13 protein-coding genes are annotated in these 16,737 nt (G+C 48.0%); 5 read left to right on the top strand and 8 right to left on the bottom strand.

What is annotated here, in order from left to right:
- Window positions 1-44: 44 nt before the first annotated feature.
- Window positions 45-872 (top strand): 4-hydroxy-tetrahydrodipicolinate reductase, encoded by an 828-nt coding sequence (gene dapB, locus NG792_RS04805; RefSeq protein ID WP_261197352.1) that lies wholly within the window; start codon window positions 45-47, stop codon window positions 870-872.
- 298 nt (window positions 873-1,170) lie between these two features.
- Window positions 1,171-1,866, top strand: a complete 696-nt coding sequence (locus NG792_RS04800; protein ID WP_261197351.1) for a DUF8619 family protein — start codon at window positions 1,171-1,173, stop codon at window positions 1,864-1,866.
- 32 nt (window positions 1,867-1,898) lie between these two features.
- Here NG792_RS04800 and NG792_RS04795 read toward each other — a convergent pair whose 3' ends face one another.
- The 6 genes from NG792_RS04795 to NG792_RS04770 all read right to left on the bottom strand — a co-directional run bounded on the left by NG792_RS04795 (window position 1,899) and on the right by NG792_RS04770 (window position 7,940).
- Complete coding sequence (locus tag NG792_RS04795; RefSeq protein ID WP_254568175.1) at window positions 1,899-2,528, bottom strand: precorrin-8X methylmutase; 630 nt, start codon at window positions 2,526-2,528, stop codon at window positions 1,899-1,901.
- Between the two features lie 206 nt (window positions 2,529-2,734).
- The gene (locus NG792_RS04790) at window positions 2,735-3,565 is read right to left on the bottom strand and encodes an alpha/beta hydrolase (RefSeq protein ID WP_261234721.1); all 831 of its coding nucleotides are present in this window, start codon (window positions 3,563-3,565) and stop codon (window positions 2,735-2,737) included.
- 351 nt (window positions 3,566-3,916) lie between these two features.
- Complete coding sequence (locus NG792_RS04785) at window positions 3,917-4,357, bottom strand: hypothetical protein (protein WP_261234720.1); 441 nt, start codon at window positions 4,355-4,357, stop codon at window positions 3,917-3,919.
- A 74-nt stretch (window positions 4,358-4,431) separates the two neighbouring features.
- Entirely contained in the window at window positions 4,432-5,418 is a 987-nt protein-coding gene (gene secF, locus NG792_RS04780) for a protein translocase subunit SecF (RefSeq protein ID WP_261197347.1), read from the bottom strand.
- A gap of 27 nt (window positions 5,419-5,445) precedes the next feature.
- Window positions 5,446-6,864 (bottom strand): protein translocase subunit SecD, encoded by a 1,419-nt coding sequence (secD, locus tag NG792_RS04775; RefSeq protein ID WP_261234719.1) that lies wholly within the window; start codon window positions 6,862-6,864, stop codon window positions 5,446-5,448.
- 95 nt (window positions 6,865-6,959) lie between these two features.
- Window positions 6,960-7,940: an alpha-ketoacid dehydrogenase subunit beta gene (locus NG792_RS04770; protein WP_261234718.1), complete on the bottom strand. Its 981-nt coding sequence runs from the start codon at window positions 7,938-7,940 to the stop codon at window positions 6,960-6,962.
- Between the two features lie 311 nt (window positions 7,941-8,251).
- Between NG792_RS04770 and NG792_RS04765 the strand changes: the two genes are divergently transcribed.
- Both NG792_RS04765 and NG792_RS04760 read left to right on the top strand, forming a co-directional pair.
- Window positions 8,252-9,619 (top strand): TldD/PmbA family protein, encoded by a 1,368-nt coding sequence (locus NG792_RS04765; protein ID WP_261234804.1) that lies wholly within the window; start codon window positions 8,252-8,254, stop codon window positions 9,617-9,619.
- 369 nt (window positions 9,620-9,988) lie between these two features.
- Window positions 9,989-14,611: a DUF4347 domain-containing protein gene (locus NG792_RS04760; protein ID WP_261234717.1), complete on the top strand. Its 4,623-nt coding sequence runs from the start codon at window positions 9,989-9,991 to the stop codon at window positions 14,609-14,611.
- Between the two features lie 244 nt (window positions 14,612-14,855).
- Here NG792_RS04760 and pirA read toward each other — a convergent pair whose 3' ends face one another.
- Window positions 14,856-15,011 carry an arginine synthesis PII-interacting regulator PirA gene (pirA, locus tag NG792_RS04755; RefSeq protein ID WP_261197342.1) on the bottom strand — a complete coding sequence of 52 codons (156 nt, stop codon included), beginning with the start codon at window positions 15,009-15,011 and terminating at the stop codon, window positions 14,856-14,858.
- Window positions 15,012-15,214: 203 nt separating this feature from the next.
- Between pirA and NG792_RS04750 the strand changes: the two genes are divergently transcribed.
- Window positions 15,215-15,991: an SAM hydrolase/SAM-dependent halogenase family protein gene (locus tag NG792_RS04750; RefSeq protein ID WP_261234716.1), complete on the top strand. Its 777-nt coding sequence runs from the start codon at window positions 15,215-15,217 to the stop codon at window positions 15,989-15,991.
- A gap of 61 nt (window positions 15,992-16,052) precedes the next feature.
- On the opposite strand, the gene NG792_RS04745 is transcribed toward NG792_RS04750, so the two are convergent.
- Complete coding sequence (locus tag NG792_RS04745; RefSeq protein WP_261197341.1) at window positions 16,053-16,691, bottom strand: hypothetical protein; 639 nt, start codon at window positions 16,689-16,691, stop codon at window positions 16,053-16,055.
- Window positions 16,692-16,737 lie beyond the last annotated feature (46 nt).

The raw sequence follows: 16,737 nt of genomic DNA, 5'->3' as shown, positions 1-16,737 counted from the left end.
AGGGTAAAATTCCCTCATCTAGTTCCAGGGGACTTTATTGAAGTATGGCAAATCAACTTCCGATTCCAGTTGTCGTCAATGGCGCTGGGGGCAAAATGGGCCGTGAAGTCGTTCAGGCGGTTTCTGAGGCTCCAGATATGATTTTAGTGGGGGCAGTCGATCGCAATCCTGAATATCTAGGTCAAGATATTGGGGAAGTCATCGGATGCGGACCTTTAGAAATTCCGGTTTTAAATGACCTTGAAGGCACTCTGGGGATAGCGCTTCAGGAAAAGCAATCAGCGGTGATGGTGGATTTTACCCATCCAAACTCGGTTTATGAAAATACGCGGGCGGCGATCGCCTATGGGATCCGCCCCGTGATTGGCACTACGGGTATGAGTCCCGAACAGATTCAAGAACTCGCTGCTTTTGCGGAAAAATCCAGCATTGGTTGTGCCATTATTCCTAACTTTTCCATTGGCATGGTCCTGTTACAACAAGCGGCGATCGCGGCCTCTCAACATTTTGACCATGTGGAAATCATCGAACTCCACCACAACCAAAAAGCGGACGCCCCCAGTGGAACCGCCATTCAAACTGCCCAAATGTTAGGAGAAATGGGCAAAACCTTTAATCCTCCCCAGGTGAAAGAAACGGAAAAAATTGCCGGGGCCCGAGGCAGTGATGCCGGAGAAGGGATTCGCATTCATAGTATCCGTCTCCCGGGTTTAATTGCTCACCAAGAGGTGATTTTTGGCGCACCGGGTCAAGTTTATACCCTCCGTCACGACACCAGCGATCGGGCCTGTTATATGCCCGGAGTCTTGCTCTCTATTCGCAAAATTCTCCAACTCAAAACCCTCGTTTATGGCCTAGAAAAACTCTTGTAAGGTCTTTCTCTGGATTGAATATAGCCAAATTCCTCGTGACGTGGCTGAAGCCGCGTCACGCATTATTGGCGGCTTAAGCGCCTGTACCTCTGGTAACCAGTTCAAGCCGTAACAGATAGCATCATAGGTAGCTTAAGCCTTTGCTTGGGGACTGGAGGCAGAGCCTCCTATGGTCCATGACGCGGCAGAGCCACGTCACGAGGATTACATCTAAAGCTGTCCTAAATTTTCCTAATTTTCTCGAACAGTTTCTGAGCTCTATCTGTGATAAATTAACCCATTCTGAACCAGATTAACAATGCTAATTCCCTTAACCCGTGAAACTTTTGAAGAGTTAATTCCCGCCATTGCTACGGGCGCTCAATATGCTTATTATGGCGGCAAAATTGACAAAATTTTAAAGCGAGTCCTCATCTCCGTAGCTGGAATTGGACTGCTCACCCTAACCGCCAATGCACTTCCCGATAACTGGCGACCTTTTTTATTAATTATTGGCATCATCTTCGGTCTTTATTGGTTATGGGGACCAGTCGCCTCCGCCTCCCGAGAAAACTACCAATGTCGGCGTTATAAATACAGCGGATTTTGGCAGGGAGAAGTTTGGGATGTCTTTGTCACCGAAGAAGTCGTGGGGACGAAAGAAACCGTCAGTCCCAGGGGAGAACTGGTCATCGTCGAGAACCGCGAACGCAGACTGAATTTAGAAGTCGGCGACGAAACCGGATTTAGTACGCGAGTGCTCGTTCCCTTGCGGAAAGAACATAAGGCGATCGCCCCTGGGGATATTGCCGAAATGGTTGTCATGTCAAACCGCACCGACCTCGGACGCATTGCCAAAGTCTCCGATATCTACCTCCCCCGCATTGACTTTTGGATTAGCGACTATCCCTATTTACGCCGGGACTTATTTGTAGAAATTAGCCAACAAATGGAAGAATTAAATACACCGCGACCCCGCAAAAAGAGAACCCGCAGAGCAGAAGAATTTCGGTAGAAATTTAGGGTTATAAATTCTCTAATTCCTCCTCAAATCATTCCCCGTCCTTCCTGTCCATACGCTTGCCATGCTAAATCTACTAATCCATTTAAAATGGCAACCGCAACGACCGCACTCCCTTTGCGTCCATCCACCCGGATATTTTGAATCATCGAGTCATTTAGTCTCGCCTTTGCCGCATCCACCCCGACAAACCCTGCGGGGGTCCCAATCACCAAAGCGGGGCGAATTTCCTCCGCTTCGATTAACTCCACCAGGGTCGTTAGGGAAGTCTGGGCCTCACCCAGGATAAAAATGCCTTCAGGATAGCGTTTAGCAAGGGTTTCGATTCCCCAGGCAGCACGGGTTTTTTCTTTTTGAGGACGGGTGAGCGCATCCATCGAACAGTAAACCGGATTAGCAAAAGTGTTTTGGATATGGGGGGAAATGCCCACTTGCACCATCGGCACATCCACCACAATCGTTGAGCGTGCCGCCAATGCTGCCGCACCCGCCTGGAGCGCTTGTTCAGAAAAGCGAATCAGGGATTTATATTCAAAATCAGCGGTGGCATAAATTACCCGCCGCACAATCTCATACTCTGCCGGGGAGAAGACGTGATCCCCGATTTCCCGATCAATAATTGCCAGACTCTGAGCATCGCTGCCGTGCCATTCCATCTTTAAGCGTTTTGTTATGAATCATTAATTTTCAAACTGAATCGCCCTAGTTTATCCCGGTTTCGGGACACCCCAAAAGAGCGATCGCGCAAAGAGTGTGCTATTTCCCTTAGCCAGCACAATCATACCAGCCGATCGCCCTTCCACCAAGAGCTACCTTTCGGTTTCTCATCAACCTATTTGGGGCGCTTCTGAGGGAATCAGGTTTACTCTGCCGAGGAGTTGGGGTCAAGTAACCCCACAAACCCCCGGATTGCCGCTGAATGGCGATCGCCTGCCACCCCGATTAAATCATTATGTCCAGCACCCTCCACCCACAGCGCCTGCTTCGGTTCTGGTGCCGCCGCAAACAATGCCTCTCCATGCCAAAAAGGAATTACCTCATCCTCTGTCCCATGAATCACCAACACTGGACAATTCACCCGTTGAATGTTGCGAATATTATTAAACTTATCCACGGGATAAATCGGAATTCGCGTCACGGTTCTAAAAATGGAAGTAAATGAACTTTCCACCACCAATCCACCCACGGGATAACGAGTGGCCAACTCCAACGCCGGTCCCCCACCCACCGATCGCCCATAAACAATAATCTTCTGCGGCGGAATCTTCCGAGTTTCCGTTAGATAAAAATAGGCCGCCTCTATATCTTGAACTGCCTTCCGTTCCGTCGGATTCCCTTCAGAAATTCCATACCCTTGGTAATCAAAACTCAACACCGAAAACCCCATAGTCTGGAGTTGAGTCAGAACTGGCAAAATATCTCCTAAATCTTCCGCATTGCCATGACTATAGAGAATCGTATAATCGGCTTGAGGGTTCTCTAAATAAACTGCTGCAATTTGCTTTCCATTTGCCGAAGTCAACCTCAGCATCCCCGGTAGTTGAGAATAGGAAGCCGGTTGAGGGATAAATATCATCCGTTCGGAAAAGAAGTAGCCGTAAATGCCAATGGAGAGATAAACAAACAACAGCGATCGCACCAACCGCTTGAGAGAAAACTCGCCAATTAGGAGATGCTTCAGTTTAGGATTCATACCCAATCCGGTTGCTAAAAGTCGTTTTTCTCTTCAGCCCGCGCTTCTCGGGCTTTGTCCCTGTAGACCCACCCTTGAGGGTGTGGGTTTTTATAAACCTATCACACCCGGATTTGGTATCATAAATAACCGTAGCCCAGTTACAAAAGAGCTTTCCCGGAAATGATAGACCCCTAGTTCTGAGCGGGCGTCGTCTGGCTAATTCCACTTTCCCAAATAGTTGTACCTCGTAAGTCCAGAAATCCCTATAGTTTTTGAGACTGGAGAGGCTCACCGCGCTGAGGGTGGGGTTAGAAAGGTTACAAGCAAAAGAAGGGTTCTGGAGAGGGAAAAAGAGGAACTGAAGGGTTGTTATTTCAGCCGAGGAGACTGGACAATCCAGGAATGGAGGGGATGAGATTGACCCTGCTGGCGAATCCGTAGGAGTTGTTGTTCTAAACGCGATCGCTCGGCTGGTGGCATTCCAAATAAGATGTTCCGACTTTGCCAAACCAGGACCGCAACAGTCATGCTCACGGTGAAAGTGAGTCCGATCGCCGGCATGGGATTGTAGCGCAGACTTAGGGCGTAGCGCAGACTCGCCCAGGTAAAATGTTCAGACAGGAGTCTGATATCAGATCGCAACGCCCACAGGCTAAAACTCCCCACAGTTAGCCACAGCAGCAACACCAACACCCACCGAGCGGCAACGGTGTACTCATGTAACCGTTGCACTTCTTGCTCGAACGTGGGGTCCTGCTGTAGAGGAAGGGGGTCAAGGGGGCGATCGCTAAACTCGTGATTGTTCTCCATCAGAGCGATCTCAAGTGATAGAAGATGACTTCAACCTCGTTAAATCCAGAAGAACGACTGAGAACTAACCCAGACTAACTCTCATTGGAGTCTGGGGAGGCATCCACAGGGGTGGAACCCTCTGGAACTGGCGACATCCCTTGTCCATTGCGTTCTCGCCACCAGACTAACAAGCTACTCGCTAAAAAGAGACTGGAATACACACCGGCCAAAAAGCCCACAATTAAGGCTAGGGCAAAAGATTTGAGGGTTTCCCCCCCAAACAGGAAAATCCCGACCAAGGGTAACATCGTGGTGGCCGTGGTATTAATCGATCGCCCCAGGGTTTGATTCACCGCATCATCCACGATTTGATCAATGGGGCGATTTAACTTATCCTGCGCGAGGGTTTCCCGGATGCGATCGTAAATCACCACCGTATCGTTTACCGAGAACCCGATAATGGTGAGCAACGCCACAATAAATAAGCTATCGGCTTCTAACCCTAAAACCAGTCCCAGAATCGAGAAAATCCCCACGGTGATGGCTACATCGTGGAATAAAGCCACGATCGCAAACAGGGCATAATCGAACTGGAACCGGAAACTGAGATAGACAATAATCCCGGCAAACGAGATAATCAGTGCCAAGAGTCCTTGGGTAAACAATTGACGCCCAAGGGTTGGACCTACTGTATCAATTTGGCTCTTTTGTGGATCAAAACTGCCCAGTTCTTCCGTTAACGAATTAACCAGTTCAGTGCGTTGGTCCACATCCAGATTAGAGGTGCGAATCGATAGCGCCTGCTGGCTCTCACCGACCACTTGAATGCTACTGCTGCCCAACCCTTGGGAGGCGAGAATCGATCGCACCTGACCCGATTCAATCGGGCGATCGCAATTGTTGGGAACCGAACAATCGAGTTCCAACTGCAACCGCGTCCCCCCAACAAAATCCAGACTCGGACGCACGGGCGCTCCCAACTGTTGCCAGGAAATCACCATTGAAATCAACCCAGCCACCACAACTGCTGCGGATAATGTCCACCACAATCGGCGCTGTTTGTTAACGTTTAATCTCATCGAATCTGCCTCTGGTAACACATCCCCCTAAACTTTCCTAACATTTTGAAGGTTTGGACAAAACAGTTGGGGCTTGCGAAGGTCATCAATACTAATCGCTAAAAACATGAAGGTGCGACTGCAAGTAATCGCCGTAAACATACTCACCACCACCCCTATTCCCAGGGTCAAGGCGAACCCTTTCACCAAACCGGCACCCAGCCAAAATAAGGCTGCACAGGCAATCAGCGTGGTGACGTTGCTATCCAAAATGCTCGAAAAAGCGCGGTAAAACCCCGACTCCACCGAACGATACAAACTCTTACCGGCCTTCAATTCTTCCCGGGTCCGTTCAAAAATCAGTACATTGGCATCTACCGCCATCCCGATACTGAGGATAAATCCGGCGATCCCGGGTAGGGTCAAGGTCACCCCCAACAGGGAGAAACTGGCTAAGGTCAGAATGGCATAGATCACCAGGGACAGATCGGCAATCAAACCGGGTAGGCGGTAATAGACCACCATAAAAATCAGAACCAACACCAGGCCCCCGATTCCGGCATAGATACTTCTAACAATGCTATCGCGCCCCAGGGTGGCCCCAACGGTCCGATTTTCTACAATTTCCACCGGCACCGGCAAAGCCCCACCCCGCAGTTGAACTGCGAGTTCATTGGCCTCTTGTACAGCAAAGTTACCTTGAATCACCGCACGTCCGCCGGTAATCCCCGTGGTAGCAAATTCAGCGGGGACCGTGGGAGAACTAATCAGTTTTTCATCCAGAAAAATTCCCAGAGTCCGTCCAGTTCCTGCCAGATTCCGGGTGAGTTGGGCGAACAGTTCTCCGCCTTCGTTATCGAACGCCAGACCCACATTCCAAGCCCCTGCCCCAGATTGCGCCGGTTCGGGATAGGCATCCTCCAGGTTAGAACCTGTGAGGGGGGTTTTTTGATACAGTTGGACATTGAGTGCCTGAATCTCTTCGCGCTTGCGATCGAACTCGGCTTGCTTTTCGGCAATTTGTCCTTGTTCTCCCGACGCTTTTAACTGCTCCAACTCTAGGGCGATTTGGGTGGCTTCTTGGGTCCGCACGTTCAGTTCGGCCAGGACTTCGGCATTCGAGGTTTCTTCACGAAACTCCAGGATAGCGGTTCCCCCAAGCACACGCTCGGCTTGGGCGGGATCGCTGACTCCCGGGAGTTGGACGAGAATCTGATCCGTCCCGACGGACTGAACAAGGGGTTCAGATACCCCAAGGGCATCAACCCGGTTTCTGACTACGCTCTGCACAGCTTCCATCACGGAGGAGGTAATTTGTGGGACCTCTTCCGAGGGTCGCACCAGAAGGGTCAGTTGAGAACCCCCCTGAAGATCCAATCCCAAGCGGAATGGGACATTCACCAACGCAACGATCGCGGCAATAACCAGAACCAGAATTAAAGCCAATAATGAACGGTTTTTTTGCATGACTTTACCTGTTTCTAGAGTTTTGAGAATTGAGTTTTAAGTTGTAAATTGAGACAATTTCACTCAAAACTCAAAACTCACATTTCAACACTGTCTTATATTTTGAGGCCCACCATTTTTTGCACCGCTTCGACAATTTGGGGCGGTTGCACGATGGTTAGTCGCTCTAAGGTACCATTGTAGGGCGTGGGAATATCCTGGGACGAAAGTCTCAGCACAGGTGCATCCAGCTCATCAAAGAACCGATCATTAATTGAAGCAATAATTTCAGCCCCAATCCCCCCTGTTTTCATTGCTTCCTCTACAATAATCACCCGATGGGTTTTGCGAATCGATTCGCCAATGGTTTCGAGATCCAGGGGTTTGAGGGAAATTAAGTCAATGACTTCCGGATCAAACCCTTCTTTCACAATCTGCGGCACCGCTTGCAGAACGTGATGGCGCATCCGCGAATAGGTCAAAATCGTGACATCTTTACCCCGTCGGACCACTTCTGCTTTATCCAGAGGCACGAGATATTCTTCTGAGGGCAGGTCTTCTTTTAAATTATAAAGGAGGACGTGCTCGAAAAATAGCACGGGGTTATTGTCACGGATGGCACTTTTGAGCAATCCTTTGGCGTTGTACGGGGTGGAACAGGCGACCATTTTTAAGCCAGGAACGGCCTGAAAATAGGTTTCTAAGCGCTGGGAATGTTCTGCACCGAGTTGTCGTCCAACCCCACCGGGACCGCGAATTACCATGGGCATTGTAAAGTTGCCACCGGAGGTATAGCGCAGCATGGCATTGTTGGCGATTTGGTTGAAGGCGAGGAGCAAAAAGCCCATGTTCATGCCTTCAATAATCGGGCGCAATCCTGTCATGGCGGCACCAACCGCCATCCCAGTAAAGCTATTTTCCGCGATCGGGGTGTCGAGTACCCTCAGTTCGCCATATTTTTCGTACAGGTCCTTGGTGACTTTGTAGGATCCGCCATACTGACCGACATCTTCACCGAGGACGAATACTGTAGGGTCACGGGCCATTTCTTCGTCAATGGCGGCTTTGAGCGCGTTGAAGAAAAGGGTTTCTGCCATCTTCAAGGTGGGTAAGGGGACAAGCTTTTATCTTATACCATTGCATTTTCCAGACGCTAGAGATTCTGGCTTTGGTGATGGAATTTTCGGGGGAATCCCTGGGGAGTTGACTTTGATCCCTGGTCCCGCTCTAGGTTCCTCGGTTTTCTGGGGTGAAGGATCCAGGCTTACAGGGTTTTCAGAGGGGTAGCGGTTGAGGGGGGATCACGTCAGGGGGGATACCGTCCTCAGTTTCTAGGTTGGCACATTAAACTGGAAGTAAGAAAGGTTGCAAGTTGTCAAATCTGGAAAGTTAGCGCGTGAATCATTCAATGCAGGATCGGTTACTCTCAGCGATCGCCCCTTACCGCGATCGCGTCGATTATTTAGAAATTCGCATGGAACAAAGCGAATCCACGGCAATCTCGTTTCGCGGGGATCGCCTGGATGCAGTGAATCGCAATTTTTCCCTCGCTGGTGGGGTCCGCGCCTGTCATAAGGGGGGGTGGAGTTTTGTGACGTTTAATGGTTTAGATGAGTTGGGCGATCGCCTGGAAGAAGCGATTTCCCAAGCTAAATTAATCGGTTCAGACAGCACTCAGTTAGCTGATATTAAACCGATTCAGGATTATGTCGCTGAGTCATTACTGCGGGATCCCCGGGGGGTCTCCCTGGAAGAAAAGCGGCAAATGGTGGAAAATTATAATCAGCTTTTGCTGGATTTTGACCCGAGGATTCAAACCACCAGTTCCAGTTATCGCGATCGCTTTGGAATTACCTATTTTGTCAACTCGACGGGGACCTGTATTGCTCAAGAACGCCTGGATATTTCCGGTGGTTTTGGGGCGATCGCAAGGGGTGAAGGCGGTTTAGTGCGCCAAGGCTATGAATCGGTCCATTCGCGATCGGATTATGATGCCTTCACCGGCATTGAAAATCGGGTTCGCAGTGCCGCAGAACGGGCAATTCGCCAGTTAGAAGCTAAATCCGTTAAAGGCGGTCAATATACCGTTGTCCTTGACCCCTATCTCGCCGGAGTCTTTATTCATGAAGCATTCGGTCATTTGTCTGAGGCGGATTTTGTCTATGAAAATCCTCAGATGCAGGAAGTGCTTCAACTCGGTAAACCCTTGGGAATTCCCCAATTGAATGTGGTGGATGATGCCACAATTCCTAACTTACCGGGTTCCCTAAAATATGATGATGAAGGGGTGGAGGGTCAACGGAAATATCTCATCAAAGATGGCGTTCTGACTCAGCGTTTGCACAGCCGAGAAACTGCGGGAAAAATGCATGAAACACCCACGGGAAATGCTCGCGCCCTCAGTGCCACCTACGCCCCCATTGTCCGAATGACTAATACGGCAATAGAAGCGGGAGATTGCTCGTTTGAAGATATGATTGGTCATATCGATGAAGGGGTTTATGCAGTCCGGATGCTTGGGGGTCAAACGAATGGGGAAATGTTTACTTTTGCAGCAGCAGAAGGGTACATGATTCGCAATGGGAAAATTGCGGAACCTGTGAGTGATGTGACGCTTTCGGGAAATGTGTTCCAAACTCTTAAGGATATTCAGGCGATCGGTTCTGATTCGGTTTATCTGAATGGGGGATGCGGTAAAGGTGGACAATCCCCGTTACCTGTGAGTGTTGGTGGGCCCCACGTTTCTATTCAAAATGTCGTTGTTGGTGGACGATAATCCTCCCTACTCGATACCAGGACCAGAAACCGGGTTTCTGAACAAACCTTCCGGAATCTGCCACAAATCTCGGCAAGAAACCCGGTTTATAACCTCGGCGGCATGATGGACTTTCTCGGAAATTCTTCAAAGTAAGTTTACCTACCAATTGAGGGCGATCGCACGAAATAGCGATGCCCTCAATTTTATGTGAATTTTTATAAAAATTAATCAATTAGCCCTACCATTTTTAACAAAATATGCTTTCATCTCTTAAATAGCTCTGCTTGATTTAAAAACCTGGACTTATCACAAAAGTGAGTAAAGTCTGCTGAATTGCCCTCTAATTGATAATAAATAATTGGGAGAACTTTCATAATGGAAACTTTGATGAAACCTACTCTTAAAGCGCCCTCGATTCATACCCTCATCTTGATTGATTCGGCAGTACCGGAATGGCAACATTTGGTTGCTGGTAGAGTGGCAGGGACAGAGGCGATCGCCCTGGGAACTAAACAAGATGGAATTGAGCAAATTTCCGCTATTTTAGCCCAAAGAAAGGGATTGCATACCCTGCATATTCTCTCTCATGGTAGTGCTGCCTGTCTACAACTGGGCAATGGGTATCTCACGTTAGAAACCCTTAGTTGTTATGCCGATTTGTTGCAGCAGTGGAGTGATGCTTTTTCCCCGGATTGCTCTCCCTCACTGCTTGTTTATGGGTGCGAAGTTGCAGCAGGCGATCGGGGAGAAGAATTTATCCAAAAACTCAGGAATTTAACTGGCATAACGGTTGCCGCTTCTAATAGTAAAACCGGCAATAGTACCCTCGGCGGGAATTGGAAGTTTGAAGTTAAAACGGGGGCAATTGAGACGGTTTTACCCTTTGATTCCCAAACCCTAGAACATTATGCCTCGGTTCTGGGGACGTTCATAGTTACTAATTCCAATGATAGTGGCGTGGGTTCTTTGCGACAAGCGATTTTAGAAGCGAATACTAGCCCGGAACTTGATACAATTACGTTTAATATTGGCGGCGGTGGAGTGCAAACTATTCAGCCTTTATCGGCCCTCCCTGTCATTAGTAATTCTGTCATTATTGATGCTACAACTCAACCCGGATATACGGCAAGTCCCCTGATTGAAATTGATGGTACAAATGTAGGGGGATTAGATAGGGGAGTTTTACAAATTACCGCCGGAAATAGCACCGTTCGCGGATTGGTGATTAATCGGGCTGGATTTAGTAATGCCGCTATTCTCATTCGTGAAAATGGCAATAATTTGCTTGAAAACAATTACCTGGGAACCAACGTCAATGGAACAGGTTTACTGGAACGCAATGGTTCAGGTATTTTGATTCAAGACTCCGCTAATAATACGATTCAAAATAACCTGATTTCAGGAAATAATAATACATCTTCTGTTGGAATTGATATTGAAGGCAACCGGGCAAGTAGAAACCAAATTTTAGGAAATTTAATCGGAACGGATGTTACCGGAACTTTGGATTTGGGTAACGCAGGGAGCGGGATTGTCATTCGCAATGCGTCTAATAATCGTATTGGTGGAACAACTGTCAATGCCCGGAACATTATTTCGGGTAATGACTTTCATGGGATTCTCCTTAGTGGCAGTGAGGCGAATGATAATCAAATTTTAGGCAATTTTATTGGGACAGATATTACGGGGGAAATTTCTTTAAGAAATACGTTTGATGGAATTCAGATAGCTGGTGGCTCTAGGACCCTAATCGGTGAGGATTCCACTGCCAGTCGCAATGTTATTTCGGGTAATGGGATTTCGGGAATTTATGTTCGCGAAACGAGCGGAAATCATTCAATAGTAGGCAATTATATTGGTACTAATTTTCTAGGAGACAAAGCGTTACAGAATAGTGGAGATGGACTGCGGATTGATGGGGCGAATAATATTATTAGCAATAACTTAATCTCTGGAAATAGAGGCGATGGGATTCTGCTAGGTGGTAACAGTTCCAATGATAATCGAGTGACGGGAAATCTAATCGGCACCGATTTCACGGGGAATGTAGCACTTGCCAATGGTGAAGCTGGGGTTGTGATTGCTCAAGGTGCAACAGGGAATCTGATTGGGGGTACAACTGAAGGCGATCGCAATATTATTTCCGGTAATCAATCAGTGGGTGTTTCAATTCAAACCAATGCTAACAATAATCAACTTTTAGGCAATTTTATAGGAACTAATCTTACGGGAGAATCTGCGCTTAGTAATGCATTTGGTGTGTCTATTTTAGCGGCAGAAAACAATAAAATTGGGGGCTTAGAACCGGGTTCTGGTAATCTGATTTCCGGAAATCGCTCCGATGGAATTGATTTAGGTCTTGGATCTTCTGGGACCCTGATTGCTGCAAATTATATCGGCACGGATGTTACAGGAAAAGTTGCGATCGCAAATGGTGGAGATGGGATTGTTACTGATGCTTTCCCGCGTAACACCACCATCGGGGGCACAACCCCAAATGCCCGGAATTTGATTTCAGGAAATAGCGGTAATGGCATTTACCTCGCTTCCAGCAGTAACCGAGTTTTAGGTAACTTTATTGGCACGCAAGCTGATGGAATTAGCCCCCTAGGAAATGCTGCAAATGGCGTTGATATTGCTTCCCTAACGGCTAATAACCTTATTGGGGGAATAGCTACAGGAGAAAGCAACCAAATTGGCTTTAATGGAAGGGCTGGAATTCAGGTTAGTCCGGGCAGTAATAACGGAATTTTATCCAATGCTATATTTTCTAACAGTCGCTTAGGAATCGATTTAGCCGGTCCTGCTATTAACACTGCCGGTACAACGGCAAATGATGAAGGAGATGCAGATACAGGAACTAATAATCTCCAAAATTTTCCGGTAATTGCTTCAGCGATTTCTAATGGAACAAGTACCACAGTTTTAGGGACGCTCAACAGCACCGCTAATACTGAATTTCGCCTAGAATTTTTCACAAATCGCACTGTAGACCCTTCGGGATTTGGCGAAGGGGAAAGATTTATAGGATTTACCACGGTTACCACCGATGCTACTGGCAATGTTAGCTTTACGGAAACCTTGGATAGTGCCGTTCCTGCCAATGAATTCATCACCGCTACTGCTACAGACCCCAATAACAACACTTCGGAATTTTCCGGGGGTCAAGTAGTGATTGCACCCAGTTTTACCCTGGAAGATATTAGGGTTAATGAAGGAAATTCTGATAGAACTAATGCAATTTTTACGGTGACGCTGAATGCGCCACTTAACCAACTGGCTACCGTAGATTATGCCACTATTGATGATAGTGCGACTTCTCCGGAAGATTATACGGCAACGAGTAGCACATTACAGTTTAATCCCGGGGAAACGACAAAAACAATTACAGTGCCGATCGCAGGCGATACCATTGATGAACCCGAGGAACGTTTTGTAATCACTCTTTCTAATTCCGTCAATGCCGCGATCGCCACTCCCCAAGCGATCGCCACAATCACTGATGATGACGAACCCCCACAACTGGAACCGGAACCCACTCCCTCACCCCCCCTGGAAGTGATAGGAGAACCCATCCTGCCATCTACCCTTAATCCAGATTCCAGCGTCACGGAAACACCAATACCCCCCTTAACTCCCCTAGAGATACCGGATTGCAATTGCCCAAATCTCACAGTACCGGAATTCTTACCCTTAGCAGCAGCGATCGCCCAACCCAATTTAGTAGAAACTATCCTCATCGGTACCGAAGAAAATGACAGATTACAAGGCAGCAGTCGCCCGGATGAAATTAACGGAGGCAGCAGCAATGATTTACTCTTTGGCAACCCGGGTGATGACAATCTTTTAGGAAGTGCCGGAGATGATACCATCCTCGGGGGAATCGGTAGCACTTTTCCCATCGGTTCCCAAGGCGATCGCGACTGGATAGAAGGGAATGCGGGAAACGATGATCTATTTGGGAACGAAGGCAACGATACCATTTCCGGCGAATTCGGAGGCGATCGGATATGGGGCGGAAAAGACGATGATCAAATCTTGGGCGATCAAGAAAACGATACCCTCTATGGCGATTTAGGCAACGATACCCTCTATGGTGGCAAAGGAAGTAATGTTCCTGTTGGTCCCTTTTTAGATGCCGATTTACTGTTTGGAAATCGCGGGAATGACTATCTATTCGGCAATGAAGGAAACGATACCACCCATGCCGGAAAAAATGATGATTTTGTTCACGGTGGCAAAGATAACGATCTCATCTTTGGCGATATTGGCAATGATACCCTGTTGGGCGAACTGGGTGACGATACCCTTTTAGGAAATCCCAATGATGCCGCAGTTTTTGACCCCAATGGGCGGGATTTGCTCTTCGGTGGCGCGGGAAATGATTTCCTTAACGGCAACCAGGGGGATGATTCGGTATCTGGGGGTGAGGGAAACGATACCCTACGCGGTGGCAAGCAGGATGATATTGTTGCCGGAGATCACAGCAATGATTTAATTTTCGGCGATCGCGGCAATGATACCCTCTGCGGTGGCGATGGGGATGACACCATTCTCGGGGGTACTGGCATTGAGGAACCGATGGATCCTAATACGGAAAAAGATTGTCTTTGTGGGGGTATGGGAAATGACTTACTCTATGGCGATCGCGGCGATGACACTCTCAATGGTGATCAGGGAGACGATACCTTGTTTGGGGGTAAAGAAAACGATATCCTCGCCGGGGGACAGGGGAACGATCGCCTGAGTGGGGATTTTGGCAACGATACCCTAATTGGAGGTAACGGGCGCGATCGGTTTGTACTTCAAGCGGGTTACGGCAAGGACCTGATCGGGGATTTTGAAGTGGAACAGGATTTTTTGGAATTAACCGGGGAATTAACCCGGGATCGGCTGTTAATTACTCAAAACGGCGACATCACCGACATTGCGATCGCCAGTACCGGCGAAATTTTGGCATCCTTGATGGGAGTCTCTGCCGCAGGGGTCAGCAGCATCCAGTTTCTGTAGGGTAGCTTTCCGGACCCTGGAGGCAAATACAACATCCCCAACAGAAATGGGAGCATCTCTGGGGCTTGATCAAGCCCCTGAGATGCTCCCATTTCCTAAAATATTGCAAAGCTGATCTCTAATCCCGATTAGAAGCCCCAAATCTCATTCCAGACCCTTAAACTATAATAGAGACGCGAAATGAGGCGTCTCTACATCCAGTCTGTATTCGGGTTTTATCAACGGGGTTCCTTATAATCGGGCGTTAGCTGAAATAGCTGGCTTCGGCTTCAAGCATCCGAACCAAGTTTTCATCCCCTTTCTGTCTAGCCATTTCTAGGCGATACTGTAGCTTCTGGCGGATAGTGGCCCGATGCATCGCAGCCGCTTGTTTCAAGGTTTCATGACTAATTTTGTTCATTGTGGACTTTTTCCGTTTTCAATTCGTGTATTTTCCCTTACTTCTAAAATAACACTTAAAATCAGCAATAGTATCAAAATTTACCAAAATTTTAATAATTCTCCCCGATCCACCCCATCCTCCCCATTTCGCCCATCCACCCCATCTCCCCCATCTCCTCCACCTCCCCCATCCTCCCCACCTCCCCCACCGTCCCCATCCCCATGCTTACCCTCTTAACAGATTTCGGTTCCCATGATGTCTATGTCGGCGTGATGAAGGGCGTCATCGCTTGTATCAATCCCAAGGTCACAATTGTAGACCTCACCCATGAGATTCCTTCCCAGGATATTGCTGCTGCTCGTTTTTGTTTGATGAATGCTTATCCCTATTTCCCGCAAGGGACCGTTCATGTGGCAGTCGTGGATCCTGGGGTAGGCAGTGCTCGGCGCGCGATCGCCCTGCAAATGCCGCACTTCACCTTGGTGGGACCTGATAACGGGTTATTCTCTGGGGTCCTCAGTCCAGAAAACCCCATTCTTGCAGCAGTGGAACTGAGCAATTCTGACTACTGGCGCACCCCTGACCCGAGTACCACGTTTCATGGGCGAGATATTTTTGCTCCCGTGGGCGCTCATCTGAGCAAGGGAGTACCTTTAGAGGATCTAGGACCAGCGATTGATCCCCGGACTTTAGTCACCCTGGATCTGCCGCAATGTCAGTGGCAAAACCAGGAAATCGTCGGTTGTATCCAATATATCGATCGCTTTGGTAACCTGATTACAAACATTCCTGCCAGTCTGGTGATGGGGAAATTAGGGTCTGTGGGAGTGGGCGATCGCATGATTCCGGGCGGAAATACTTACAGTGATGCGCCAAAAGGAGGGCCAGTTGCCCTCGTCGGTTCTCATGGTTGGGTGGAAATTGCCATCAATGGCGGCAATGCTTCCTATACACTCCAACTTGCTGTCGGTGCAACAGTGAGGGTGAGATTGAGCTAAAGGATTGTGGGTGGGTTGTTCAGGAGGGCGATCGTTAATCCTCAACCTGCGGCAAATTCGTCTAATAACTGAAAAACCACAGGAGATAATTATCAATTAATTCAAAATGCTCGGGATCTTCTGGGGTCACATCTAAATCAATTAACGGCAAGATAAACTGGCGGCGATCGCTGGTCCGTTCCACCTTAACCATAATCCCCTCTGTCCCGACATCACAAAACTGAACCAAACTAAACGTATCCGTATAAGAAGGCTGTTGTTTTTTCAGCTTTTCATATTCTTTTTTGCTCTTGCCGCCACTCACATACTCTTCTTCCCAGTCAAATTCACCATTCCCCGTCAGTTTATAAGGGGGCTTAATCCGAGCTTTCAGGAATTTTAAATATTGGTTTAAATTCTCTTCATTCACCTCTATATTAGAAGTGCCTAAAATTTCTTGTAATTCTAGTTCCAACTCCTCCTCATCAAAACTATCTTCTAAAAATAAATCTTCCTCATCTTCCTCCTCATTTTCCGCCTCTATTAATAATGCTTGTATCTGGCTCATCTTGCTGACTAAATCGATGACTTGATCCAGATTGATGGGAATTTCCCCCCGTTCCATGAGTCGGGGGCCAAAAACCCCTTCATCAATTTCTATAATTTTCGGGACCGAGGGGGATGAGGTGCTTTGTTTCCGAGGTTTTTTGGATTTAGTCATCTTTAGAGCCTACCAAAGTCAGGTCAGTCATCAAATCGGTCATAAT

Source organism: Laspinema olomoucense D3b, assembly GCF_025370785.1.
Taxonomy (GTDB): Bacteria; Cyanobacteriota; Cyanobacteriia; order Cyanobacteriales; family Laspinemataceae; genus Laspinema; species Laspinema olomoucense.
Note: the sequence above shows the minus strand (reverse complement) of the source record. Positions and strands in the feature narration are given on the sequence as shown.